The following is a 23,200-nucleotide window of genomic DNA, read 5'->3' as shown; positions in this document are numbered from 1 at the left end:
ATTAATCAGTTCCTCTCATTGAGTCTAAAATTCCTTTTGCAATAAGTCTTGCATCATATGAATAAGTTCCGCTACTTATTTCATTTTTAACCTCTGCAACTCTTTTCCTATTGTCAAAATTTCTATCTATTCCATAATCCCTTAATGCTTTTGAAGCATCTGATAACTCTATTCTGTCGTAAGTTCTTTCAGTCTTAACTTTATTTGTATTATTAATTGTTTTATTCTTATAATAATCAATTCCATTTGAATAATTTATACCTTTAATATTCATAGTAACCTCCAAACATCTTATATTTTATATATCGAAATAGTTTTTTAAAGGTTTAGTAATTTAAAGATTAATAAATAATTAATATAGTTAATTGGTATTAATAAAAGGTGAATAATAAGTTAATGCAAATTATATAAGTTTTAATAATTAATTTAGAAAGCCACTAAATATAGATAAATTCTTAAAATAAATCCCTAAAAATAAAAAAACTCCCTAAGGAGTTTTAACATTCATTCTTCATTATACATTTTTCATTTTCCATTAAAATATTGCCCTTTTGAAGGGCAATATTTTACTTAAGTGATTTAATTCTCTCTGCTCCACTTACAATGCTAGTAATTCTTACACCGAAGTTTTCATCTACAACAACTACCTCACCATAAGCAATCTTTTTACCATTTACTAAAACTTCAACAGGCTCTTCAGCTAATTTTTCAAGTTCTATTAACGATCCTGTACTTAAGTTTAGAATATCTTTAATACTTTTCTTAGTTCTTCCAAGTACAACAGATACCTCTAGTGGTACATCTAATATTAAATCTATATTTCTATGAGATTCACCAACAGGCCCTTGACCTAAGGCTTCAAAACTTGCTCCATGAACTTCAACCGGTCTTTCTGGTTGCACTGGTACAGGTTGTTGAATTATTGGCTCTTGTAGTGGTCTTGGCTCTTGATAAACTTCATGGCTATTCACATGCGTACCCCCTTCAGAGTAATGATTTGGTTCCCCATATGTAGGTTCCTTATAAGTAATATCTAATGCCGCTTCATCTATAGCACTACTTACTACTCCATTATCTGATTGTTCTTCTTCACCCATCATTATAGATACTATCTTTTTAGCAGTATCTATAGGTAGAATTTGCATCATATTAGATTGAAGTAACCCTTCAATCATTAAGTCAAAGCATATTTCTACAATTGGCTCATCTTCTGGTATAGAATCACTTATCTCTTCTCCAATATCTTTCCATATCTTTGATTTAGGAGGTGATATATTTACTTCCCTTGCAAACATAGTTGCCATTGAAGTTGCTGCTGAACCTATCATTTGATTCATTGCTTCTTGAACAGCACTTACTTCAAGCTCAGATAATTCAGCATTCGATATCTTTCCATCCCCACCCATCATAAGGTTGGCAATTACTGCCGCATCAGTAGTTTGCATAATTAATATATTTCTACCAGTTATTCCAGATACATACTTAACATCTAAAATAATATTTGGATATTTAAAGGCTTCTTTAATAGCCTTTAATGTTGTAACAGTAACCTTTGGTGTCGTTATATTAACTGGTTTATTTATTAATTGATATAAAGCTGTAGAAGCAGATCCCATTGAAATATTCCCTATTTCGCCTAATAAATCTCTTTCAAGCTCTGATATAATTCCTTCCCCATTAAACTGACTTGTATCATTAGATGGTTCTGGACTACCATTTAATAAAGAATCTATTTCCTCTTGAGATAAAAAACCATTACTCATTCTCAATCACATCCTTATCTAATATATCTAAAAGTTCTACTCCCATGTTTCTTCCAATAATCCCTGGCTTAGCTACAAAGCATTCTTCTCCTTCAACAAATACTTTTACAGGATCGCTGTATTGAGAATTTAATATTAAAACATCGCCTTTAACTAGCTTTAAAAAATTATCAATGGTAATTTCAGTATTCCCAAGCTCTACGTGCATTTTAACTTCAACAGGCTCTATTCCTTTTTTAAGCTTTTCTCTTGCTTCTTCTTGAAGCTCTGAATCATTAGTTTTAAACCAATATTGAACTACAAGTTTATCCAGAATTTTTTCTACACTTAAATAAGGAATACAAAGATTCATATATGTAGTATTCTTACCTAATTCAACTAAGAAGCTAAGTAATGCCACTGGTTCATTTGGTGCTAGCGTTTGGTTTACAGAAGGATTGGTTTCAAGTCCTTCAAACTCCGGTTTTACCTCTAATATTCCATCCCAAGCTAATATCATTGATTTAATCATATCAGATGTAATGTTTGATAATATGTTTTTATCTATTTCAGAAAAATCCTTACTAGCTTCTGCTTTTTCCCCTGCTCCTCCTAAAAGTATATCTAATATTTGAAATGAAAAGTCTGGATTCATCTCAAGCATAATATTCCCTTGAAGAGGTGGCATCCTAAATAAAGTTAGTATTGTAGGGTTTGGAATTGAGTGAACAAATTCCTCATAAGTTATTTGCTCAACACTTTGAATTTCTATTTTAACATGTTTTCTAAGCTGCCCAGAAAGATAGTTACTTACTATTCTTGCAAAGGAATCATGAACCATTTCCAAAGTTCTAATATGCTCTTTCGAAAACTTTTGAGGGCTTCTAAAATCATACTTCTTTATCTTATGCTTTTCTTCCTTTTCTTTTAATTGCTCTGGTTCAACATCACCTGTAGATAAGGCAGAAAGGAGAGCATCTATCTCACTTTGACTTAAAACCTCTGCCATTAATATCCCTCATTTCTATTGATTAAGTAGCTTTTCTATTTCAATTATTGTTAAAAGTTTACCTTCTAAATCAATTATTCCTTTAATATAGCCCGCTGTATTATGAGTTTCTAATTTTTGCAGTCTATTTTCTTCAATATCTATTACTTCTTCTACTTCATCTACAGTAATACCTATTTCTTCGTCATCAACCTTAAGTATTATAATATTATTTTGTTCCTTATTAGATTCCCTATTAAGTAATAGGTTAATATCTACTAAAGACTTTATGCTTCCTCTTAAATTTATTAACCCCTTAATATAATAAGGAGCATTTGGAACCTTAGTTATTACCATCATATCATTAATACTCAATATCTTATCTGTCTCAACTGCGAAATGCTCTTCTCCTAGTTTAAATATTACAAATTGCATTTACTTAGCCTCCCATTTTTTATTAGCCAACAACTTTCCTTATAGCCTCAAGTACTCTATCTGCTTGGAAAGGCTTAACTATAAAGTCCTTTGCACCAGATTTAATTGCATCCATAACCATTGATTGTTGTCCCATTGCTGAACACATAATTACCTTAGCTGATGGATCAAATGCTCTTATTTCTTTAACAGCCTCTATTCCATCCATATCAGGCATAGTTATATCCATAGTTACTACATCTGGTCTTTCTTTTTTATAAAGATTTACTGCTTCTATACCATTACTTGCTTCGCCTATAACCTCGAAACCATTTTTTTGTAATATATCCTTAATCATCATTCTCATAAAAGCTGCATCATCAACTATTAATACTTTTGTCATTTTAAACCCTCCAATTATTTTATTCCTAACGATTCTAATATTTTTCCTAAGGACTCCGGAGAAGGTACAAAGTAGAAATGTCCTTCTAACTTATCTTCTGCTTCTCCCATAAAAAGAATTTCTATATCTAAAACATAATCCTGATATTGCCCTGTTTCTATAAAAGCGGAAATTAATATTGCACTTAACATGTCATTAGTAACAGCTGGTACTGAAGCTGTTGCTTTTAGACCAGTGAAACCTGAAATTGCATTCATAAAGGATGAAGAAATAATATTCCCAATTTCTCCAATAACTGATATACCTATTTCAGATAGTGAATTTTCATCACTTAAAGTCATTTTAGATATTATATTAAATGCTGTTTCCTCTTCAAATACATATAGAATACTTCCTTCTATATCATCAAGCACCTTAACTAATACTGCTACTACTGCATTTTCTTTATAGCTATTAAATAATTCATCAAAAGCTATCAAGTTTAAGTTAGGTACTGTCATATCTATTTTTGTTCCTAATAACACTGATAAAGAAGTGGCCGAATTTCCTGCACCTATATTAGATACCTCTTTAAGTGCATCTAATTGTAATGAAGTTAAGTCCTTATACTCCATAATTAGCCTCCCCCTTTATATTAAAGCAGCCACATCAAGAATTAAGGTTACTAAACCATTTCCTAAAATTGTTGCTCCAATATATTCTTTTAATGATTTTAAAGTTTTTCCTAAAGGTTTAATTACTATTTCTTGTTGTCCAAATAATGAATCAACTAATAATCCAACTGCTTTTTCACCTATTTTAACTATTATAACGTATTTCTTTTTACTATCCTTATTTTCTATTCCAAGTCTTTCATTTAACCTAATTAAAGGGATTATATTTTCTCTATAGATTATTACCTCTTCTCCATTTGTCTTTTTAAGATTTTCTTCTTTATAGTCTATAACTCTATCTATAAATCCTAAAGAAATGGCTAAAGTTTCTTCTCCTACTTTAACTAGTAAAGCTTGTATTATTTGTAATGTTAACGGTAATTTTATAATAAAGCTTGAGCCTTTTCCTTCTTCACTAACTACGTCTACAGTTCCACCAAGTGATGAAATTTTAGTTTTAACAACATCCATCCCAACTCCTCTACCTGAAATATCTGTAACTACTTTATTAGTACTAAATCCCTGAGCAAAAATTAAGTTTTTAATATCATTATCACTTAATCCTTCTGTAACTATTCCAACACTTTCGGCTTTTTCTTTTACCTTTTCAACATTTATTCCAGCCCCATCATCAACAACTTTAATAAGAGCTTTAGTTCCTTCTTGGTAAGCAATTAATTTAATTGTTCCAACTGGATTTTTCCCACTAGCTATTCTTTCTTCTTTACTTTCAATACCATGGTCTGCTGCATTTCTAAGTAAATGAATTAAAGGTTCCCCTATTTCATCTATTACTGTTCTATCTAATTCAGTTTCAGCACCTTCAATTACAAAGTTAATTTCTTTATTTAAGTCTACAGATAAATCCCTAATCATTCTTGGGAATCTATTAAAGACTACATCTAAAGGTAACATTCTTATCTTCATAACTAAGTCTTGAAGATCCGAAGTAGTTCTTTCAACTTGTTCTAATGTTTCAGCTAGTTCTTGTGATTTATCATTTATAACAATTTGTTCAAGTCTAGTTCTATAAATAACTAATTCTGAAACCATATTCATAAGCTTATCTATCCTATGAAGATCAACTCTTACTGATTGATGAGCTCTTTTATTATTATTTAACTCTTTTTTCTTTTCATTAGTTTCAACCTTTTTAGGCTTAGCTTCTATATGATTTACTATTTCCTTATTATCAGGAATAGCTTCTACTGCAGCTTCTTCAGCATGATTATTTGCTTCAACATAAGATACATTTACTTTGTCAACTTCAGAAATATTGCTTGTTAATTCTTGAATTTCTTCCTTTGACTTTTTAGTTAATAATAAGAAATCTAACTCATTATCAAACTGCTCATTTTCAATATCTTCAGTTGAAGGTAATGATTTTATTATTTCACCTTGTGCCTCAAGTTCTTGAACTATAAGGAAGGCTCTTGCTGATTTTAATAAAGTATCTTTTCTTAAAATTATTTCTACATTAATACAGTTATATCCATTTTCAATAGCTTGCTTAATTACAGAATTATCATATTCATTTAATAATAAATTTATTTTATTTTGCTCACTATTTAAATTAACGTAATTCTCAACATTTTCTTTAGGCTTTATTTCTTCTTTAATAGAAGTTTCAGCTAAATTTGAGATTTTTTCAAGGCTCTCAATTATTACTTTATACTCTACCTCTTCACCATTACCTGACTCAATATTACTAACCATCTTTTCTAATGTATCTAAGCAATCAAAAAGAACAGTAACAACCTCACTAGTAACCTTTAAACTCCCATCTCTAAATTCAGATAATACATCTTCCATTTTATGTGTTAACTCTGAGATATTATTGAATCCCATAGTAGCTGACATACCTTTAATGGTATGAGCAACTCTAAAAATTTGATTTAACTTTTCTATGTTATCTGGTTCTTGTTCTAGATCTAGCAACGCCTCATTCAATGTTTGTAAATTATCCATTGATTCTTCTAAGAACATTCCCATATATTGAGATGTATCCATTTTTTTCACCCCTTTATATCTTTTTATAAATAAAAGTAGATACCTTTTCTAATCCAAAATCCTTGTAATTATAAATACTCTCAGTTGCTCCTACAAAAAGCATACCACCTTTTTTTAATGAATCAGAAAACTTCTGAAAGATTTCATCTTTAATCTCTTTCTTGAAATATATTACAACATTTCTACAAACTATTAAATCAAAATCTTTTTCGTATATATCTAATATTAAATCATGTTTTTTAAAATTAATCATTGATTTCAATTTAGTATCTATTAAAAATTTGCCATTTATATCTTTAAAATATTTTTTCTTAAAATTCTCAGTAACATTTTTCATTTCTGAAGGTAAATACTCACCTTCTTTAGCTCTTCTTAGTATATTCATATCTATATCAGTAGCTAAAATTTTTGCATTGATTCTAGGATTTATTTCATTAAGTATCATAGCTAAACTATATGGCTCACAACCTATGGAACATGCTGCACTCCAAATTTTAATACGTGAATTTAACCTGAAGTATTCTTTTAGTATTTTTTCTAGTTCCATAAATAATTCTGTATTTCTAAAAAACTCAGTAACATTTATAGTTATAAAGTCTATGAATTTATCTCTTTCTTCTTTATTAGACATTAATAACTTCTTATAATCTGCTAAAGAGGAAATCCCTACCCTAGACATTAAACTACCAATTCTTCTATTTAACTGTTCTGGTTTGTAGGCATTTAAATCAATCCTATATTCCTTATATACCCAGTTATGAAATTCCGAAAAATCCATATACCCTCCTAATTGCCATTAACTATACTAGTTATTTTTGATGCTATATCTTTTAAAGGAAGTACGTAATCAACGCACCCTGTTTCATAGGCTACTTTTGGCATTCCATATATTATAGAACTTTCCTTATTCTGAGCAATGGTAACACCATTCTTTTCCTTAACTATAGCTGTTCCTTCTGCTCCATCTTTTCCCATACCTGTAAGAATAACAGATATTATTCTGCTTCCATAAACAGCAGCTGCTGTCTTAAAGAGTTTATCTACAGCTGGCCTTACACCCCATAATAAAGGCTCATTAGTTAAAATTATTGCTCCATTAGAGGTAACTTCCATATGACTTCCTCCAGGAGCTATGTAAACAGTATTTTTTTCTATCTTCATACCATCCGTAGCTTCAACTACTACTAGCTCAGATTTTCTATCTAATCTCTCAGCAAAACTCTTTGTGAAACCACTCGGCATATGTTGTACCACTAAAACAGCAACATTTAAATTCTTAGATAAATTAGTTACTACAGTCTCAATGGCATTAGGTCCTCCGGTTGATGCTCCAATTAATACTATATCTTTGTTTCTTACATATTCAAACAATAATATTCCCCTCCCCTAGAGTTCTTTAATATTGCTTCCTATACTTTTTATTAACACAGAGCCATCTTCACTTTCAAAAACCATAGTTCTACCCTTATTTCCACCAACATCTTCACCAACTAAAGGAATTGCTATCTCCCTTATTGCATCAATAACAGCTTTACTATTTCTTTTGCCTACGTCACTTATAATTTTTTTATCTGGGAAGTTAAACATAGATGCTCCTCCTGCTATTTTAGCAGTCATATTTTCTTTCTTGCAGCCTAAAGAAATCATCTTCTTAACTATTGCATCAACTCCCAAATCGGCATACTTAAAAGGATTAACTATATTTTTAAATTGAGTACTATCAGGTAACATTATATGTGCTAATCCAGCTACCTTCTTTTTATTATCATATATGGCTATCCCAACACAAGAACCAAGTCCTAAGGTAATTAATTTATCAGGAGATGATACTACTGCTCCATCGGCTATTCCAACCCTAACTTCTTTTTTTTCATTCAAACCTTTCACCCCTGAAAAACAATCTCTTCCTCTTGGACAGTTAATATTTTGTCTAAGTTTATCATAATAATTATATTGTCATTCTTCTTAACTAATCCCTGTATATATTTTTTAGATATTAATGTTGAAAGGCTATTAGGATTCTTTATATCTTCTTCATAAATACTCATAACTTCGCTTACACTATCTACTAATATTCCAAACTTTCCACTTTCTCTTTTAACAACTATAATCTTTTTTTCAAAACTATTTATATCTTTTAAGCTAAATTTATCAACAAGATTTATAATAGGTAAAACACTACTTTCGTAATCTATAACCCCATCTAAAAAAGTAGGGGAATCTGGAAGTTTTGTTGGTTCTTCAAATCCAAGAATTCTTTCCACTTCCATAATATTAGTAGCATAAAATTCATTTCCAAGCTTAAAAACTAATATTTTAATTTCATTCATTCCTTACACCCTCCTATAGAAGTAATTTATCTACTGCCAAGCTACCATCTTTCTCAATATAAACATGTATATCCTTAGAAGGCTTGTCTAAAATATACTTTTTATTCCCTATTATAAAGGTAGTATTGTGATATGCAATATTTGCATATATTTCTCCTGATTTCTCTACCTCTAAACTGGTGATAACACCAGACTCACTACCAATAGTAGAAGCTTTTATTAACTTACCAGCCTTTAAATACCCACCTCTACATACTGAGTTTTCGTAATCAAATACTATACTTTCAGAAGCATCTAAGTTAGTAGTAAATAACCCCTTACCAGTAATATGTATATTCCCTAAGACATTAATAGTTGATTCCTGCGCATATTCTATAGTTAAATCAGATAAGACTATAACATCTTTTTCTAATTCCTCTAATTCCTCTTTAATTTTATATGCTATATCATCTAACTCACTAACATCTTTTATTCTACTTGGTCCAAGTCCTAGTAGCTTTTCTTTTATTAATATTACTACTTCTGAATTACAACAATTATCTTGCATTGACACTGATATTATCTTAATCAAAGTTTTATTTATACTTTTTAGTTTAGTTTCAATTAAAGATTTAATTATAATTCCATCAGTAATACCCTTTTTAACTAAGTTATTTGCTTTGATGTATTTAGTATTAGTACTTAAAACCTTAAGATCCTCTTCTAAAATTTTTAAATATTTTATTCTATTAGCTTTAACTAAATTAGTTCCACCAACCTTAATTGTAGAATCAACAATATTGCCTAAAATTTTACTGCTTGATTTTGCCTCTATTTCTGCACTAAAGGCCCCACCTTTAACAAGGACGCTACCACCAGAAATCACCTTCATTCCTTCATTAACTTTTCCATTAATCTCTACATTACTTGGAAATTTAATATTTCCTGTTGCTATGGTAACATCTTTATTCAATATGTAAATAGGCTCAACTAAGAATGTGTTTTTATCAAATTTAGGTTTTCCATCTATGGTAGAATAAATTAAGTTATCTTTTAACCTTGCCCCATACCCTGTAGAAAAAGCTATATTTTTCTTAGCCTTTCCAAAAATGGTTTTAGAAAAAATATTTTTCCCATCAACACCATTTTCTCCTTTTATAATTTCGGCTATTAATTCATTAGCTTTAACACTAGTAATAGGATTAAAGTTTCTATAGTCAATTTGTTCCTGGCTTTCACTATCATAAGATTTTTTTTCATTTTCAAAAAAAAGCCTTATTTTATCATCTATTGGAGGTTTTACTTTTATACCTTTAGCTATTAAAACTTTTTCAGTCTTCCTATTCTTTGTTATTAATTCTAAAGCTTCTTCATCTATACCAAAGGTTATTCCAGCTTTTAAAAGCTCTTCCTGAATTTCTCTTTTAGTAACTATAGGAGGATATTCCCCCTCCTTCTCATCTATATCTAAGGTTAAGTTCTTAGATTCTTTTAAATCCTTAAGAGTATAATTTATACCTTTTAAATAATTTATTGAAATATATCCTTCAGTTTTATCCTCATTATAAGTAAATGAAATTTCTCTTTTAGCTAAAATATTTTCCTCTTTGAATTCTATTTTATCTTCTTCTTTTACAGTAGTAGGGCTATTAACCTTTTTTCCGTTTATAAACAGACTTCCCTTTGAAGCTGGGCTTATAATTGCATATTCACCTTTATTAATAGGATTCTTTACAATTATTTCACCTTTTTCAACAGAGATACTGCCATCTTTGCTTTCAATGTCTATCTTCCCCTCACCCATTCTCATTCACTCCTAAAATATTATACCTTTACTATATAATATCATACTTAAATCTCTTTTTGAATAATATTCAATTTATTATAAAAGTTGCTAACTATTCCTTATTCTTTTTTACATATAACTCTATTTCTCTATCGAATTCTTTTATTAGCTTTCTCATAAGTTCATTTTCTACATTTAACTTTATATCATTTACATAAGATATAGGTAAAATCTTAGGTGATGTTCCTGATATAAATGCTGCATCAAAATCTTTAAGTTCTTCAAATCTTACGTTAGATTCATCAACATTAATACCAATAGAGTTTGCTACAGAAATGATCTTTCCTCTTGTAATCCCTGGTAAAACTGCTTCAATAGGTGGTGTAAATAAAGTATTATCTTTTATTAAAAAGACATTTGATTTACTTCCCTCAGTAATATAGCCATTATTATCAACTAAAATTGCTTCAAAAGCATTTGATTTTTTTATTTCCTCTATTACCTTAGATCTAAAGCTGGAATCAACTACTTTAGCATTTGGATTAGTTCGTTCTCCATGATAAAAAATCGTTTTAATTCCTGTTTTATATAGTTCTTCACTTGGATAACTATGCTTAATATTAAAAACCTTCATAGTATCTGTTTTTATATCGAAGGTTAATTTAATATTTCCATTAATAATTTCATTTGCTTTAATTAACTTAGATAAATATTCTTTTATCTTTTCAAATTTATAAGAAAATGTTTTATTCATTAATCTAAAACTATCTTCCATTCTTTTTATATGATCTTCGAAAAATAATGGCACACCATCTATAACCCTTATAACTTCATAAATAATTCTGCCTTTTTCATCAGTGTCTATTGTGTAATTTTCCACAGGTTCTATATGACCATCTTCTAAATAATATTTATTAATTGCCTCCACTTTAATTCCTCCTATTACTTCCAATTCAATACTTTAAAATCATTTTTCTTTTTATAATTAATAAGATATGGATTACCCACTAAATCTAAAAGGGGTTTGTCTGATAAAGAATCTGAAAACATATAGGAATTTTTATAATCTACTTCTATGTTATTTTCCTTTAAATATTCCTTAAGTCTTCTTACCTTCTCTTCACCTTTACAATTTAAGCCATCCATTTGTCTTGCAAAAAATCCATTTTCCACTCTAAATTTAGTTCCAATTATCACATCAACTTCTTTAATATCATATAACTCTTTTAAATAAAATTCAGGTGATGCTGAAATTAAATAAATTTTACAACCTTCATCTTTAAGTTTCTTAATCATATCTATAGCATCTTTATATAATATTTTTTTAAGCACCTTGCTATAGTACTCTTTAGCAAGATTGTCTAAATCTTCTTCATGAATTTTATCTATAAATTTTAAGAAAGATTCCTTTACTCTTTTTTCATCGTAGACCTTAATTGAATACATTAATCCACTGAATAAAGCTCTTGGAAGAAATCTTATATTTTTAAAATTCTTAAATACTACAAATTTATATAACTCCATTAAAGTTTCCTTTTTTGTTAAAGTAAAATCCACATCAAATATTGCTAACTTTTCCACTTTTCTTCCTCCACTCTTTTTCACAATTTATTATATACTATAATCTGCTATTTTAAAACAAATTACTATAGTAATACTACATATTATGATTAGATATATTATATTTTAGATAGTCCCTATATACTATATAAATTAAATCTTTATAAAAAATTAAAACAGAATTTCAACTTTAAAAATTGAACTTCTGTTTTAATTAAAATTTATACTAAGTTTTTTAAATAAGCTTCTAATCTATTTAATCCTTCTTCTATTACATCCATAGAAGTAGCATATGATAATCTAATATAATTATCTAGACCAAAAGCTATACCTGGAATTACTGCTAAGTTCTCTTCCTTTAATATACTTTTAGAAAAATCTAATGAAGTTTTTATAATATTTCCATTTATAGATTTTCCATAGAATTTAGATACATCAACCATAATATAAAAAGCACCTTTAGCTTTAATAAGTGATAATCCATTAATTTTTTCTATTCTATCTATCATATAATTTCTTCTTTTTTCAAATTCAACTATCATAGATTTAATACTATCTTGTGGACCTTCCAATGCTTCTATTGCTGCATATTGTGATATTGAATTTATATTTGAAGTTACATGACTTTGAATACTTCCCATTAACTTTGCAATTTCTTCACTACATGCAGAATAACCAACTCTCCAACCAGTCATTGCATAAGATTTAGATAATCCATTAATTACTATTGTTCTCTCATAAGCATCTTGAGATAGGGATGCTATGCTAATATGCTTTTCATTATCATAAATTAACTTTTCATATATTTCATCTGAAATTATTATTAAGTCATTTTCTTTTGCAAAGCTTGCAATTTCTAATAAATCTTCTTTAGAATAAATACTTCCTGTTGGATTATTAGGACTATTAATTAAAATAGCTTTTGTTTTACTATTAACTACTTTTCTTAGTTCCTCTATTGAATATTTATAATCATTTTCTTTTTTAGTATTCACAAGGACTGGAACACCATCTGCAAGCTTAACTAGTTCAGGATAACTTACCCAATATGGTACTGGTATTATTACTTCATCACCTTTATTTAATATAGCCATAAAAGCATTTGCTAGACTTTGTTTAGCACCAGTAGAAACAACTATTTGACTAGGCTTATATTCTAAATTATTATCATTTTTAAACTTTTTACATATAGCTTTTCTAAGATCTAAAATTCCACTAGCTGGAGTATATTTAGTCTTACCTTCATTCATAGCCTTTATAGCAGCTTTAATAATATTATCTGGAGTATTAAAATCAGGTTCTCCTGCCCCAAAACTTACTACATTTATACCATCTTCTTTTAATGCTTTTGCTTTTGCTGTAATTTCTAAAGTAATTGATGGATTGATTTGCTTTGCTTTACTAGATAAATCCATTATTATTCCCCCATTTATTTTATTGAATTAATTAATTTATTAAATAAATCTTCATTTATTCCATAACTGCCTATTAAATTATCTTTTGATGCTTCTTTATCATGAAAGTCACTGCCTCCAGTTATAATAAGCCTATGTTTTTTACATAGATTATGAAAACTGTTTGTTTGCTGAGTAGAGTGACTTGGATGATATACTTCCACACCTTTTAATCCATAAAACTTTAAATCTTTCACTATTTTTTCTACTGCTAAAGTTTTATATATTTGCCCCGGATGTGCAAGTATAGAGATACCACCTGCATTATTTATTACTTGGATTGCTTCCTTATAAGTTAATTTTTCACCTTTCACATAGGCTGGCTTTCCTTTTACTAAATAACTTGTAAATGCACTTTTGTAATTCTTAAAATATCCTTTTCTAACCATAGCCTTTGCAACATGACTTCTGCCCACTGTAGATTTAAAATCATCTTTTAAATCATCAAGGCTTAAATTAATATTATCTTTCCGTAAATTAAATAATATTCTTTCAACTCTATCTATCCTAGCTTTATTTAATCTTTCTACCGTTTGCCTTAGCTCTGAATTATCTACATCAAAAAAATATCCTAGTATATGAAGCTCTATATCATCATACTCAGTACTTAACTCTATACCAGGTATTATATTTATACCACAATATTCTTTATCCACTATATATTGTGATGAAATTGAATCATGATCTGTTATAGAAATGTTCTTCACTCCTATCTCAAGAGCCGTCTCAATAATATCTTCTGGTGTCATACTGCCATCTGAATAATTAGAATGAATATGTAAATCTGCATATTTCATATTAACACCTTATTTCTTAAGTTTATATTATGAATATATCATTATTAATATAAATTTACAAATAAAAAAAGTGCCGAATTTGGCACTTTTTTATACTAGTCTTCTAATTCTTCACTATAGAATTTTGATACTCTATCAAATTCCTCTTCTTCAGGAATTACTAATTCACCATCTTCTAAAGTTTTAAATAAGTAAACTGAATCTTCATTTGGATCTTGAGCTAAGATATATTCATTATCTTCAAACTCAAAAGCATCTATTATTGGACAAGAGATTACATTTCCATTGTCATCTTCTAAGTCTACTACATAGTGTTCGTGATGATCTTCACCACATCCACATCCATCATGATGTTCGTGATCGTGATGTTCGTGACCACATCCACAAGCTTTTTCTTCTTCATTGCATCCGCATTTCTTTTCATTATCCATAAATATAATCCTCCTTTATGAGATTATGTCTCCCATTAATTTTAACCTTATTTTAGATAAATTAAAAGCAAAAGATTTATTTTTTTTAATTATTAATATTTATAGCGAAAAATAAATTAAAAAAATCAATAATTCATAAAAATAAAATTAAAAACACTTCATTTTTCAGTAATTTCAAAGAAATTACATCCTTAATTGTTAATTATCAATTATTTATTGCTAACTAACAAAGGCTGCCTTTAAGGCAGCCCTTTATTATTATTCTTGTTCAGCTAATCTCTTATATCCTGCTAATCTATCCATAGCATCTTTTTCTGTCTTTTCGAATAATGCTTCTGCTTGTTCTGGGAATGCCTTAGCAAGTGATGCATATCTTACTTCACCCATTAAGAAATCTCTGAAGCTTGCTTTTGGCTCCTTAGAATCTAATGAGAATGGGTTCTTAGTTCCAATTAAAGTAGGATTGTATCTGTATAATCCCCAGTATCCGCATAGAACAGCTTGCTTAGCTTCTTCTTGGCTGTTAGCCATACCACTCTTAATACCATGGCTTATACATGGAGCATAAGCTATGATTAATGATGGTCCATTGTAAGCTTCAGCTTCAGCTATTGCTTTAAGAGTTTGGTTCTTATCAGCACCCATAGAAATTTGTGCTACATATACGTAACCGTAAGTCATAGCCATCATTCCAAGGTCTTTCTTCTTAGTTCTCTTACCTGATGCAGCAAACTTAGCTATTGCAGCAGTTGGAGTTGACTTAGATGATTGACCACCAGTGTTTGAGTAGATTTCTGTATCAAATACAAGAACATTTACGTCTTCTCCTGAAGCAAGAACGTGATCTAATCCACCGTATCCGATGTCATAAGCCCATCCGTCTCCTCCGAAGATCCATTGAGATCTCTTAACTAGGAATTCTTTATCCTTTAAGATTTCTCTTGCATAATCAGCATCTACATTTGCAAGTACTGCCATTACTCTATTAGCTCTATCTCTAGTACCTTCTCCACTGTTCATATGATCTAACCAGTCTTGAAGTACTGCTTTAACATCTTCTGAAGTTTCAACTTCTAAGCCCTTCTTCATGTTGTCAGCAATTCTTTCTCTGATAGCCTTAACTCCTAAGAACATACCAAGTCCGAATTCAGCGTTATCTTCGAATAATGAGTTAGCCCAAGCTGGACCATGTCCTTCATGGTTAACTGTATATGGAGTTGATGGAACTGAACCACCCCAGATTGATGAACATCCAGTAGCGTTAGCTATCATCATTCTATCTCCAAATAATTGAGTTACAAGCTTAGCATATGGAGTTTCTCCACAACCAGCACAAGCTCCTGAGAACTCAAATAATGGTTGTTCAAATTGGCTACCCTTAAGTGTATTCTTGTTCATTGGGTTCTTCTTAGGTGCAACTTCTTTAATTGCATAATCCCAAGCTTCAATTTGTTCTTCTTGAGTTTCTATTGGTTTCATAACTAAAGCCTTACCTGGTGCTGGACATACTTGAGCACAGTTTCCACATCCAGTACAATCTAATGGAGTTACACTGATTGAGTAGAATGTTGGTTCTTCTGTTTTTAATGCCTTTGCAGGTACTAACTTTAATGCATCTGGTGCATTGTCTTTTTCATTTTCATTTAATAAGAATGGTCTTATTACTGCGTGTGGACAAACGTAAGCACATTGGTTACATTGGATACACTTATCTTGTTGCCATTCTGGAACGTTTATAGCAATACCTCTCTTTTCGTAAGCAGCTGTACCAGCCATAAATGTACCATCTTCCATACCGTTAAATGCTGAAACTGGAAGGTCAAATCCTTTTTGAGCATTTATTGGTTCTACTATATTCTTGATGAATGCTGGAACATCGCTTCTATCTGTCTTAGCTTCTGTCTTAGCATCCTTCCAATCTGCAGGTACTTCTATCTTAACAATAGATTCAACACCCTTATCTATAGCAGCATGGTTCATGTTAACAACTTTTTCACCTTTTTTACCGTATGACTTAACAACAGCATCTTTTAAGTACTTAACAGCATCTTCAACTGGGATAATGTTAGCAATCTTGAAGAATGCAGCTTGCATTATCATGTTGATTCTTCCGCCAAGACCGATTTCTTGAGCTATCTTAACAGCATTTAAAGTGTAGAATTCAATGTTGTTTTCTGCTATATATTTCTTCATTTCAGCTGGTAATTTTTCATTAACTTCTTCTGGAGTCCAGATAGTATTTAATAAGAATTTACCATTCTTCTTTAATCCTTCTAATACATCATATTTATAAACATATGCTTGGTTGTGACAAGCAATGAAATCTGCTTTATCAACTAAATATGGTGACTTAATTGGTTTCTTACCAAATCTTAAGTGAGAAACTGTTATACCACCAGATTTCTTTGAGTCGTATGCGAAGTATCCTTGAGCATACATGTCTGTATGGTCTCCAATGATCTTGATAGCGCTCTTATTAGCACCAACAGTACCATCTGATCCAAGTCCCCAGAACTTACAAGCCTTAGTTCCTTCTGGAGTAGCATCGATATCTGCAACTGTTTCTAATGAAGTGTTTGTAACGTCATCAACTATTGAAATAGTGAATCCATCTTTTGGCTCTTCCTTAGCTAAGTTTGCATAAACTGCTGCAATATCAGCTGGGTTTGGATCCTTAGAACCTAATCCATATCTTCCTCCAACTATTATAGGAGCATTTTCTCTTCCATAGAATGCACTCTTAATATCTAAGTATAATGGTTCTCCGATTGAACCTGGTTCCTTAGTTCTATCTAAAACAGCTATAGCTTTAACTGTAGCTGGTATAACCTTTAATAATCTTTCCTTAGAGAATGGTCTGTAAAGTCTAACTTTAACCATACCAACTTTTTCACCCTTAGAAGTTAAGTAATCAATAGTTTCTTCAGTAACATCTGTTGATGAACCCATTGTTACGATAACTCTATCAGCATCTGGTGCTCCATAGTAATCGAAGCAGTGATATTCTCTTCCAGTAAGTTTAGTAATTTCAGCCATGTAGCTTTCAACTACTTCTGGAACATCTTCATAGAATCTGTTTACTGATTCTCTTGTTTGGAAGTAGATATCTGGGTTTTGAGCTGTACCTCTAGTAACAGGGTTATTAGGGTTTAATGCTCTCTTCTTGAACTCATCTAAAGCTTCATAATCTACTAATTTAGCTAATTCATCATATTCTAAAACTTCTATCTTTTGGATTTCGTGTGATGTTCTGAATCCATCAAAGAAGTTCATAAATGGTATTCTAGTCTTAATAGAAGCTAAGTGAGCTACTGCAGCTAAATCCATAACTTCTTGAACTGAACCTTCAGCAAGCATAGCAAAACCAGTTTGTCTTGCAGCCATAACGTCTTGATGGTCACCAAATATACTTAATGATGATGTAGCAAGAGCTCTTGCTGATACATGGAATACTGTAGGTAATAATTCACCTGCAATTTTATACATGTTTGGTATCATTAATAATAAACCTTGAGAAGCTGTATATGTTGTTGTTAATGCACCAGCTTGTAATGATCCGTGAACTGCACCAGCTGCTCCAGCTTCTGATTGCATTTCCATAACCTTAACAGGTTGACCAAATATGTTCTTTTTTCCTTGAGCTGACCATTCATCAACGTGTTCAGCCATTGGTGAAGATGGTGTGATTGGGAATATTGCAGCTACATCAGTGAATGCATATGAAATGTGAGCAGCAGCCGTATTTCCATCCATAGTTTTCATTTTTCTCATCGTGTTTGACCTCTCTTCCTTATATATAAAAATTTTATAATAGGCTTAATACAGAAATTTCTGTATTTCGATTAAATAAATTGTTAAAAGTTTATTTTTACTTTTTTAAAATACTTACCCCCTATAATAAGTACCTTAAAATCCTTCCCCTTAGCATTACTGTACTCAAAGAATTTATTTAGCTAAAACTCCACCCATTTGTTTAGACTTTAATATTTCATCTTCACTTGGTGATTCTTTAACTGCGATGTAATCTACAACATCAAAGTCGTAGTCCTTCATACGTTGAACCCAGTCAACCATGAATTTCCCATCATCCCATCCATATGATCCAAATAATACTATCTTCTTTTGTTTGTTAGGTAACAATTTGAATTGGCTTATAAAGGGTTCCATTTCTAGTTGTTCAATCCTATTGTTATCCATTGATGGACTTCCGAAAGCAATAGCATCAGCTTCTGTAACATCTTCAATTTTAGCATCGCGAACATATTTAATATTAACTTCTGCCCCCTGTGCTTTTGCACCTTCTAAAATTGAATTTGCTAAAACTTCTACATTTCCTCCATTACTCCAATAGATAATAGAAACTTTTTTCATAAATACCCCACCTCATCCTTCGACCAAAATAGTCAAATATTTCGGATATATATTACCTATTTTTACACTTACTATTTTATTATATAACACTATTTTTTTTTTGCAAGTTTTTAAGGTCCTATATCAGAACAATATTGTCCTCTTAATTAAATAAGGTCCCATTTTATTTGTTTAACTCAATGCTTTTTGTTATTACTCCTAAAATTGCATCAACACCGTTACTAATGCCGCTATTATTCATATTTTGCACTAGTACTGCTTTCTTCTCTCTTAATTCATCTAATTTGTTAATTAATTTTTTGTTATCTTCCATCATTTCATCTTCATCTAAAACTAGTGAGAAGCCTTCTTTTTCAAAAGAATTAGCGTTTAATATTTGGTCTCCCCTACTTATTTTCTTTGATAATGGAATAAGTAAGGTTGGTTTCTTTAAAGCAAGAAGTTCAAAAATCACATTTGCTCCTGCTCTCGATATAATTAAATCAGAAGCCTTTAAAAGATTAGGAAGCTCTTCTTTTACATAATCAAATTGCTTATACCCATTAATATTTAATAAACCTTCATATAAATTGCCCTTACCGCAAATATGAATTATGTTAAAGTTTTTTAAAAGTTCCTTTAAATTTTTTCTAACTGCATCGTTAATACTCTTTGCTCCTAGACTCCCACCTATTACTAATAGTATTTCTTTATTATCCTTAAATCCACATAGTTCTTTTCCTTTAAGAGAATTGCCTCTTAATATTTCTTCTCTTATTGGAGTTCCAGTTAGAACACCTTTATTATCTTTTACATATTTTAAACTTTCTCTAAAAGTCACACAAAGCTTATCACAAAAAGGAGAGGATATTTTATTTGCAAGTCCCGGTGTTAAATCTGACTCATGTGATACAACAGGAATTTTCCTCATTGAAGCCGCTATTACAACTGGTACAGCAACAAATCCACCCTTTGAAAAAATCACATTTGGTTTTTCCCTTTTTAGTATTTTATTAGCCTCTATTACACCCTTCATAACCTTAAAAGGATCAGTAAAGTTTTTCATATCAAAATATCTTCTAAGTTTTCCTGATGATATTTCAAAGTAAGGAATTTTCGCATCATTTATTATCTCTTTTTCTATACCATCTTTACTTCCAATATATTTAATTTCAAATCCCTTTTCCTTTAATTTAGGAACTAAAGCCAAATTTGGAGTTACATGACCAGCAGTTCCCCCTCCAGTCATAATAATTTTGTATTTATTCATAAAACCACTCCTTAATAAAACCATCAATTTTAAATTACAACTTAAACACTATTTCACTATAACATATTATCTTTTTCTTTTTAAATGTTATTTTCTAATTTTAATTTATTCTTACCTTCCACTATTATGTCCATTTTCCTTAACTTACATATAATATTTTCTTAAAAAATACACAAGCTATTTCTACAAAGATAAAAGGAGGTGACAATAATGGCAACAAAGTTAGTACCAGAAGCAAAAAATGGATTAGCTAAATTCAAAAATGAAGTAGCTAATGAAATTGGAGTACCTTTCTCAGACTATAATGGAGACCTTTCTTCAAAACAATGCGGAAGCGTTGGTGGAGAAATGGTTAAGAGAATGGTAGAACAATATGAAAACTCTATAAAGTAGTTTTTAATTGTTATTCAATTTAACTAAAAAAGAGGAGCCCTAACACAAATAATAATGAAAAATGAAGAATTAAAAATTAATGAAAAAACTCTTAAATGAGTTTTGAAAAATATTTTCTAAGTAATTTTTTGCAAATTGCTTCATTCATTATAAATTTTTAATTTTAAAATTTCTGATTATTACTTTTGTGTGAAGGCTCCTTTATAATTTTTATTGTCTTTTTCAATGTACTTTATAACTTTTATCTGTTATAAATTATATCCTAAATCTTTAGTATATACTCTCTATATTAACTCTATATAGTTTTTAATCTTATATTCTTAATATTCATTTGGACCGTTCTACTTCCCTTAAACTCATTTATACTAGGATAATATATAACATCAGCCTTAATATTTAAAAAACTAGTTTCAGCTGCTTCTATATATTTATCTTCTCCATAAATTCCAATAAAACTTTCTCTGAAATCCTCTAATTTATCAAAAGTTACTCCATCTATATAAAGCTTTCTTTCATTTTTATAAAAACTAAACCTAAGTTTCAAGAAGTTTTTTTCTTTACCTAAAAGCCACATTCTTTCTATATTTAAATCCTTAACTGCAAAAAGTGGACTTGGATTTCCTTTACCAAAAGGCCTTAAATCTTCAACTACTGCTATTAATTCCTCATTTAAATAATTTAAACTTAATGGTAAATCAATTTTTACTATAGGAACAACATCTTCATCAGTTAAATGACAATTTTCATTTAATCTTCTTCTAAGAGTATCTATATTTTCTTCTTTTAAAGATAATCCAGCTGCCATTGGATGCCCACCAAACTTCTCTATAAGCTCTTTGCACTTACTTAGCTCTTCTGTAATATTATATCCTTCAATGGATCTTGCTGATCCTTTAGGCATTTCTTTAGCACCAGTTAATACTATACAAGGCAGGTTATACTTTTCTTTTATTCTACCAGCTACTATTCCTGCTATACTTTCATGAATATCTTTATCATATACTACAATAACCTTATCATCTTTTTTAAGTTCATTATCTAAGCTTCTTAGCACTCTCTCCGTACTTTCCTTAGTAAGATCTTGTCTTATAGAATTAAGTTCACTTAATTGGTTAGCTAAAGCCTTTGCTCTATTTTCATCTTCTGTAATAAGTAGTTCTACTGAAAGGTCAGCTGTTTCTAATCTTCCTGTAGCATTAATACAAGGTCCTATTACAAATCCTAAATGATATTCTTCTAATTTCTTATCAAATAATCCTGTAGATTTCTTAAGTTCTAGTATTCCTAAATTCTTCGTATTATTTAGAAGCTCTAATCCTTTTTTTACTATTATTCTATTTTCATCAACTAAATCTACTACATCACAAACTGTTGCAATAGCTGCAAACTGAAATAAATCCATTATTGCCTCTTCTTCAATATTAAACTCATCAAAAAGACATTTTGAAAATTTCAATGCAATTCCTGCTCCACAAAGCATCTTAAATGGATAGTTACAGTCACTTCTCTTTGGATTAATAACAGCATCTGCTATAGGAATACTTTTAACTAATGCTCCATCTTCATTTTCCCTTATAGGAATATCATGATGGTCAGTTATTACAACTTCCATATTTAATTCTTTTGCTATTTCAACTTGTTCAAAAGCAGAAATTCCATTATCACAAGTTAAAATGACTTCATAGCCTTCTTCTTTAAGCTTTCTTATTCTTCCACTATGCATTCCATAGCCTTCTTCTTCCCTATTTGGGATATAGTAGCTATAGTTTGCATTAACTTTTTTTAAAGCTTTATATAAAATTGTAGTGCTATTAACTCCATCACAATCATAATCGCCATAAATTATTATTTTTTTATTATTTTCTATAGCATTTTTTATAATGGATACTCCTTTTTTCATATCTTTCATTAAGTATCCATCATACATATCTTTCACTGTTCCATATAAAAATCTCTTAGCTAAATTAATATCATCAATACCTCTATTAGCTAGTAACCTTAAAACCAAAGGATTTTCCTCTATGGAATTAGAGAGCTTTAAAAAGCTCTCTTTCTTATTTGTTAGTATCCAATTTTCTTTCATTATTACACCTATTATATTAGTCTAAAAGCATTGCTGATTTTATCTTTTCTACCTTTTCAGCATCTATTTTAGATAAAATTTCAAAGGCAAAAGGTATTGCTGCTGCCGGACCTCTTCCCGTTATTATATTTCCATCAACTACAACTAAATCTTTTTTATAATTAATATTTCCCATTTCATCTTCAAATCCTGGATAACATGTTAAATTTCTACCTTCCACAATCCCAGCCTTTGCTAAAGATATTGGACCTGCACATATTGCACATATATATTTATTTTTATTATTAAACTCTTTTATTAGCTCAATAACTCTATCATTATCTCTTAAATTTTTAGCCCCTGGCATTCCACCTGGTAATACTATAAAATCATATTTTTTTATTTCTTCATCCATAATATTTTTATCAGCTTTAACAACAATATTATGAGAAGTTTTTACTTCTAATCCTTCAAGAGCAAAGGTAGTACACTCAACTTCAGCTCTTCTTAAAATATCTACTACTGTTAAACCCTCTAATGTTTCAAATCCATTTGCTAGTAAAATAGCAACTCTCATT

The 23,200-nt window shown here is 29.9% G+C and carries 23 protein-coding genes; 1 reads left to right on the top strand and 22 read right to left on the bottom strand.

The features are described from left to right. Position 1: 1 nt before the first annotated feature. The 20 genes from E5347_RS02855 to E5347_RS02760 form a co-directional block, all read right to left on the bottom strand. Complete coding sequence (locus tag E5347_RS02855) at positions 2-274, bottom strand: flagellar biosynthesis anti-sigma factor FlgM (RefSeq protein ID WP_136004438.1); 273 nt, start codon at positions 272-274, stop codon at positions 2-4. Positions 275-566: 292 nt separating this feature from the next. After that, positions 567-1,763 (bottom strand): flagellar motor switch phosphatase FliY, encoded by a 1,197-nt coding sequence (gene fliY / locus E5347_RS02850; RefSeq protein WP_136004436.1) that lies wholly within the window; start codon positions 1,761-1,763, stop codon positions 567-569. After that, complete coding sequence (gene fliM / locus E5347_RS02845; RefSeq protein WP_136004435.1) at positions 1,756-2,751, bottom strand: flagellar motor switch protein FliM; 996 nt, start codon at positions 2,749-2,751, stop codon at positions 1,756-1,758. Before fliM ends, fliY begins: the two co-directional genes overlap by 8 nt. A gap of 15 nt (positions 2,752-2,766) precedes the next feature. Next, a complete protein-coding gene (locus tag E5347_RS02840) occupies positions 2,767-3,165 on the bottom strand; it encodes a chemotaxis protein CheW (RefSeq protein WP_136004433.1) in 399 nt (132 codons plus the stop codon). 22 nt (positions 3,166-3,187) lie between these two features. After that, positions 3,188-3,547 carry a response regulator gene (locus E5347_RS02835; RefSeq protein ID WP_136004430.1) on the bottom strand — a complete coding sequence of 120 codons (360 nt, stop codon included), beginning with the start codon at positions 3,545-3,547 and terminating at the stop codon, positions 3,188-3,190. Positions 3,548-3,561: 14 nt separating this feature from the next. After that, a complete protein-coding gene (locus tag E5347_RS02830; protein ID WP_136004428.1) occupies positions 3,562-4,161 on the bottom strand; it encodes a chemotaxis protein CheC in 600 nt (199 codons plus the stop codon). Between the two features lie 15 nt (positions 4,162-4,176). Further along, complete coding sequence (locus E5347_RS02825) at positions 4,177-6,210, bottom strand: chemotaxis protein CheA (protein ID WP_136004426.1); 2,034 nt, start codon at positions 6,208-6,210, stop codon at positions 4,177-4,179. 13 nt (positions 6,211-6,223) lie between these two features. Beyond that, positions 6,224-6,988, bottom strand: a complete 765-nt coding sequence (locus tag E5347_RS02820; protein WP_136004424.1) for a CheR family methyltransferase — start codon at positions 6,986-6,988, stop codon at positions 6,224-6,226. Between the two features lie 8 nt (positions 6,989-6,996). Further along, a complete protein-coding gene (locus tag E5347_RS02815) occupies positions 6,997-7,581 on the bottom strand; it encodes a CheB methylesterase domain-containing protein (RefSeq protein ID WP_243109707.1) in 585 nt (194 codons plus the stop codon). A 15-nt stretch (positions 7,582-7,596) separates the two neighbouring features. After that, positions 7,597-8,088 carry a chemotaxis protein CheD gene (locus tag E5347_RS02810; RefSeq protein ID WP_168354888.1) on the bottom strand — a complete coding sequence of 164 codons (492 nt, stop codon included), beginning with the start codon at positions 8,086-8,088 and terminating at the stop codon, positions 7,597-7,599. 5 nt (positions 8,089-8,093) lie between these two features. After that, a complete protein-coding gene (locus tag E5347_RS02805) occupies positions 8,094-8,540 on the bottom strand; it encodes a chemotaxis protein CheW (protein WP_136004418.1) in 447 nt (148 codons plus the stop codon). A gap of 13 nt (positions 8,541-8,553) precedes the next feature. Next, a complete protein-coding gene (locus E5347_RS02800) occupies positions 8,554-10,323 on the bottom strand; it encodes a DUF342 domain-containing protein (protein ID WP_136004416.1) in 1,770 nt (589 codons plus the stop codon). Positions 10,324-10,417: 94 nt separating this feature from the next. Next, entirely contained in the window at positions 10,418-11,233 is an 816-nt protein-coding gene (locus E5347_RS02795) for an aminotransferase class IV (protein WP_136004414.1), read from the bottom strand. Between the two features lie 14 nt (positions 11,234-11,247). Further along, positions 11,248-11,886: an HAD-IB family hydrolase gene (locus E5347_RS02790; RefSeq protein WP_136004412.1), complete on the bottom strand. Its 639-nt coding sequence runs from the start codon at positions 11,884-11,886 to the stop codon at positions 11,248-11,250. Between the two features lie 200 nt (positions 11,887-12,086). Next, positions 12,087-13,280, bottom strand: coding sequence for a pyridoxal phosphate-dependent aminotransferase (locus tag E5347_RS02785; RefSeq protein ID WP_136004410.1), 1,194 nt, complete (start codon positions 13,278-13,280; stop codon positions 12,087-12,089). Between the two features lie 14 nt (positions 13,281-13,294). Beyond that, positions 13,295-14,116, bottom strand: coding sequence for a PHP domain-containing protein (locus tag E5347_RS02780; RefSeq protein ID WP_136004408.1), 822 nt, complete (start codon positions 14,114-14,116; stop codon positions 13,295-13,297). 95 nt (positions 14,117-14,211) lie between these two features. After that, positions 14,212-14,547: a DUF1292 domain-containing protein gene (locus tag E5347_RS02775; protein ID WP_136004406.1), complete on the bottom strand. Its 336-nt coding sequence runs from the start codon at positions 14,545-14,547 to the stop codon at positions 14,212-14,214. Positions 14,548-14,805: 258 nt separating this feature from the next. After that, positions 14,806-18,318 carry a pyruvate:ferredoxin (flavodoxin) oxidoreductase gene (gene nifJ / locus E5347_RS02770; RefSeq protein WP_136004404.1) on the bottom strand — a complete coding sequence of 1,171 codons (3,513 nt, stop codon included), beginning with the start codon at positions 18,316-18,318 and terminating at the stop codon, positions 14,806-14,808. A 174-nt stretch (positions 18,319-18,492) separates the two neighbouring features. Next, positions 18,493-18,918, bottom strand: coding sequence for a flavodoxin (locus E5347_RS02765; protein ID WP_136004401.1), 426 nt, complete (start codon positions 18,916-18,918; stop codon positions 18,493-18,495). A gap of 163 nt (positions 18,919-19,081) precedes the next feature. Beyond that, positions 19,082-20,167, bottom strand: coding sequence for an undecaprenyldiphospho-muramoylpentapeptide beta-N-acetylglucosaminyltransferase (locus E5347_RS02760; RefSeq protein WP_136004399.1), 1,086 nt, complete (start codon positions 20,165-20,167; stop codon positions 19,082-19,084). A 210-nt stretch (positions 20,168-20,377) separates the two neighbouring features. On the opposite strand from E5347_RS02760, the gene E5347_RS02755 reads away from it, so the two are divergent. Then, on the top strand, positions 20,378-20,560 hold the full coding sequence (locus tag E5347_RS02755; protein WP_136004397.1) for an alpha/beta-type small acid-soluble spore protein: 183 nt from the start codon (positions 20,378-20,380) through the stop codon (positions 20,558-20,560). Positions 20,561-20,855: 295 nt separating this feature from the next. Here the strand turns inward: E5347_RS02755 and recJ are convergent, their stop codons facing one another. Together recJ and E5347_RS02745 are read right to left on the bottom strand one after the other, a co-directional pair. Then, entirely contained in the window at positions 20,856-22,643 is a 1,788-nt protein-coding gene (gene recJ, locus E5347_RS02750) for a single-stranded-DNA-specific exonuclease RecJ (RefSeq protein WP_136004395.1), read from the bottom strand. Between the two features lie 16 nt (positions 22,644-22,659). After that, positions 22,660-23,199, bottom strand: a complete 540-nt coding sequence (locus E5347_RS02745) for a DJ-1 family glyoxalase III (protein ID WP_136004392.1) — start codon at positions 23,197-23,199, stop codon at positions 22,660-22,662. Position 23,200 lies beyond the last annotated feature (1 nt).

The sequence above is a fragment of the Clostridium sartagoforme genome (genome assembly GCF_004794105.1).
GTDB classification, from domain to species: domain Bacteria; phylum Bacillota; class Clostridia; order Clostridiales; family Clostridiaceae; genus Clostridium; species Clostridium sartagoforme_B.
This window is presented reverse-complemented; position numbering and strand designations above follow the sequence as displayed.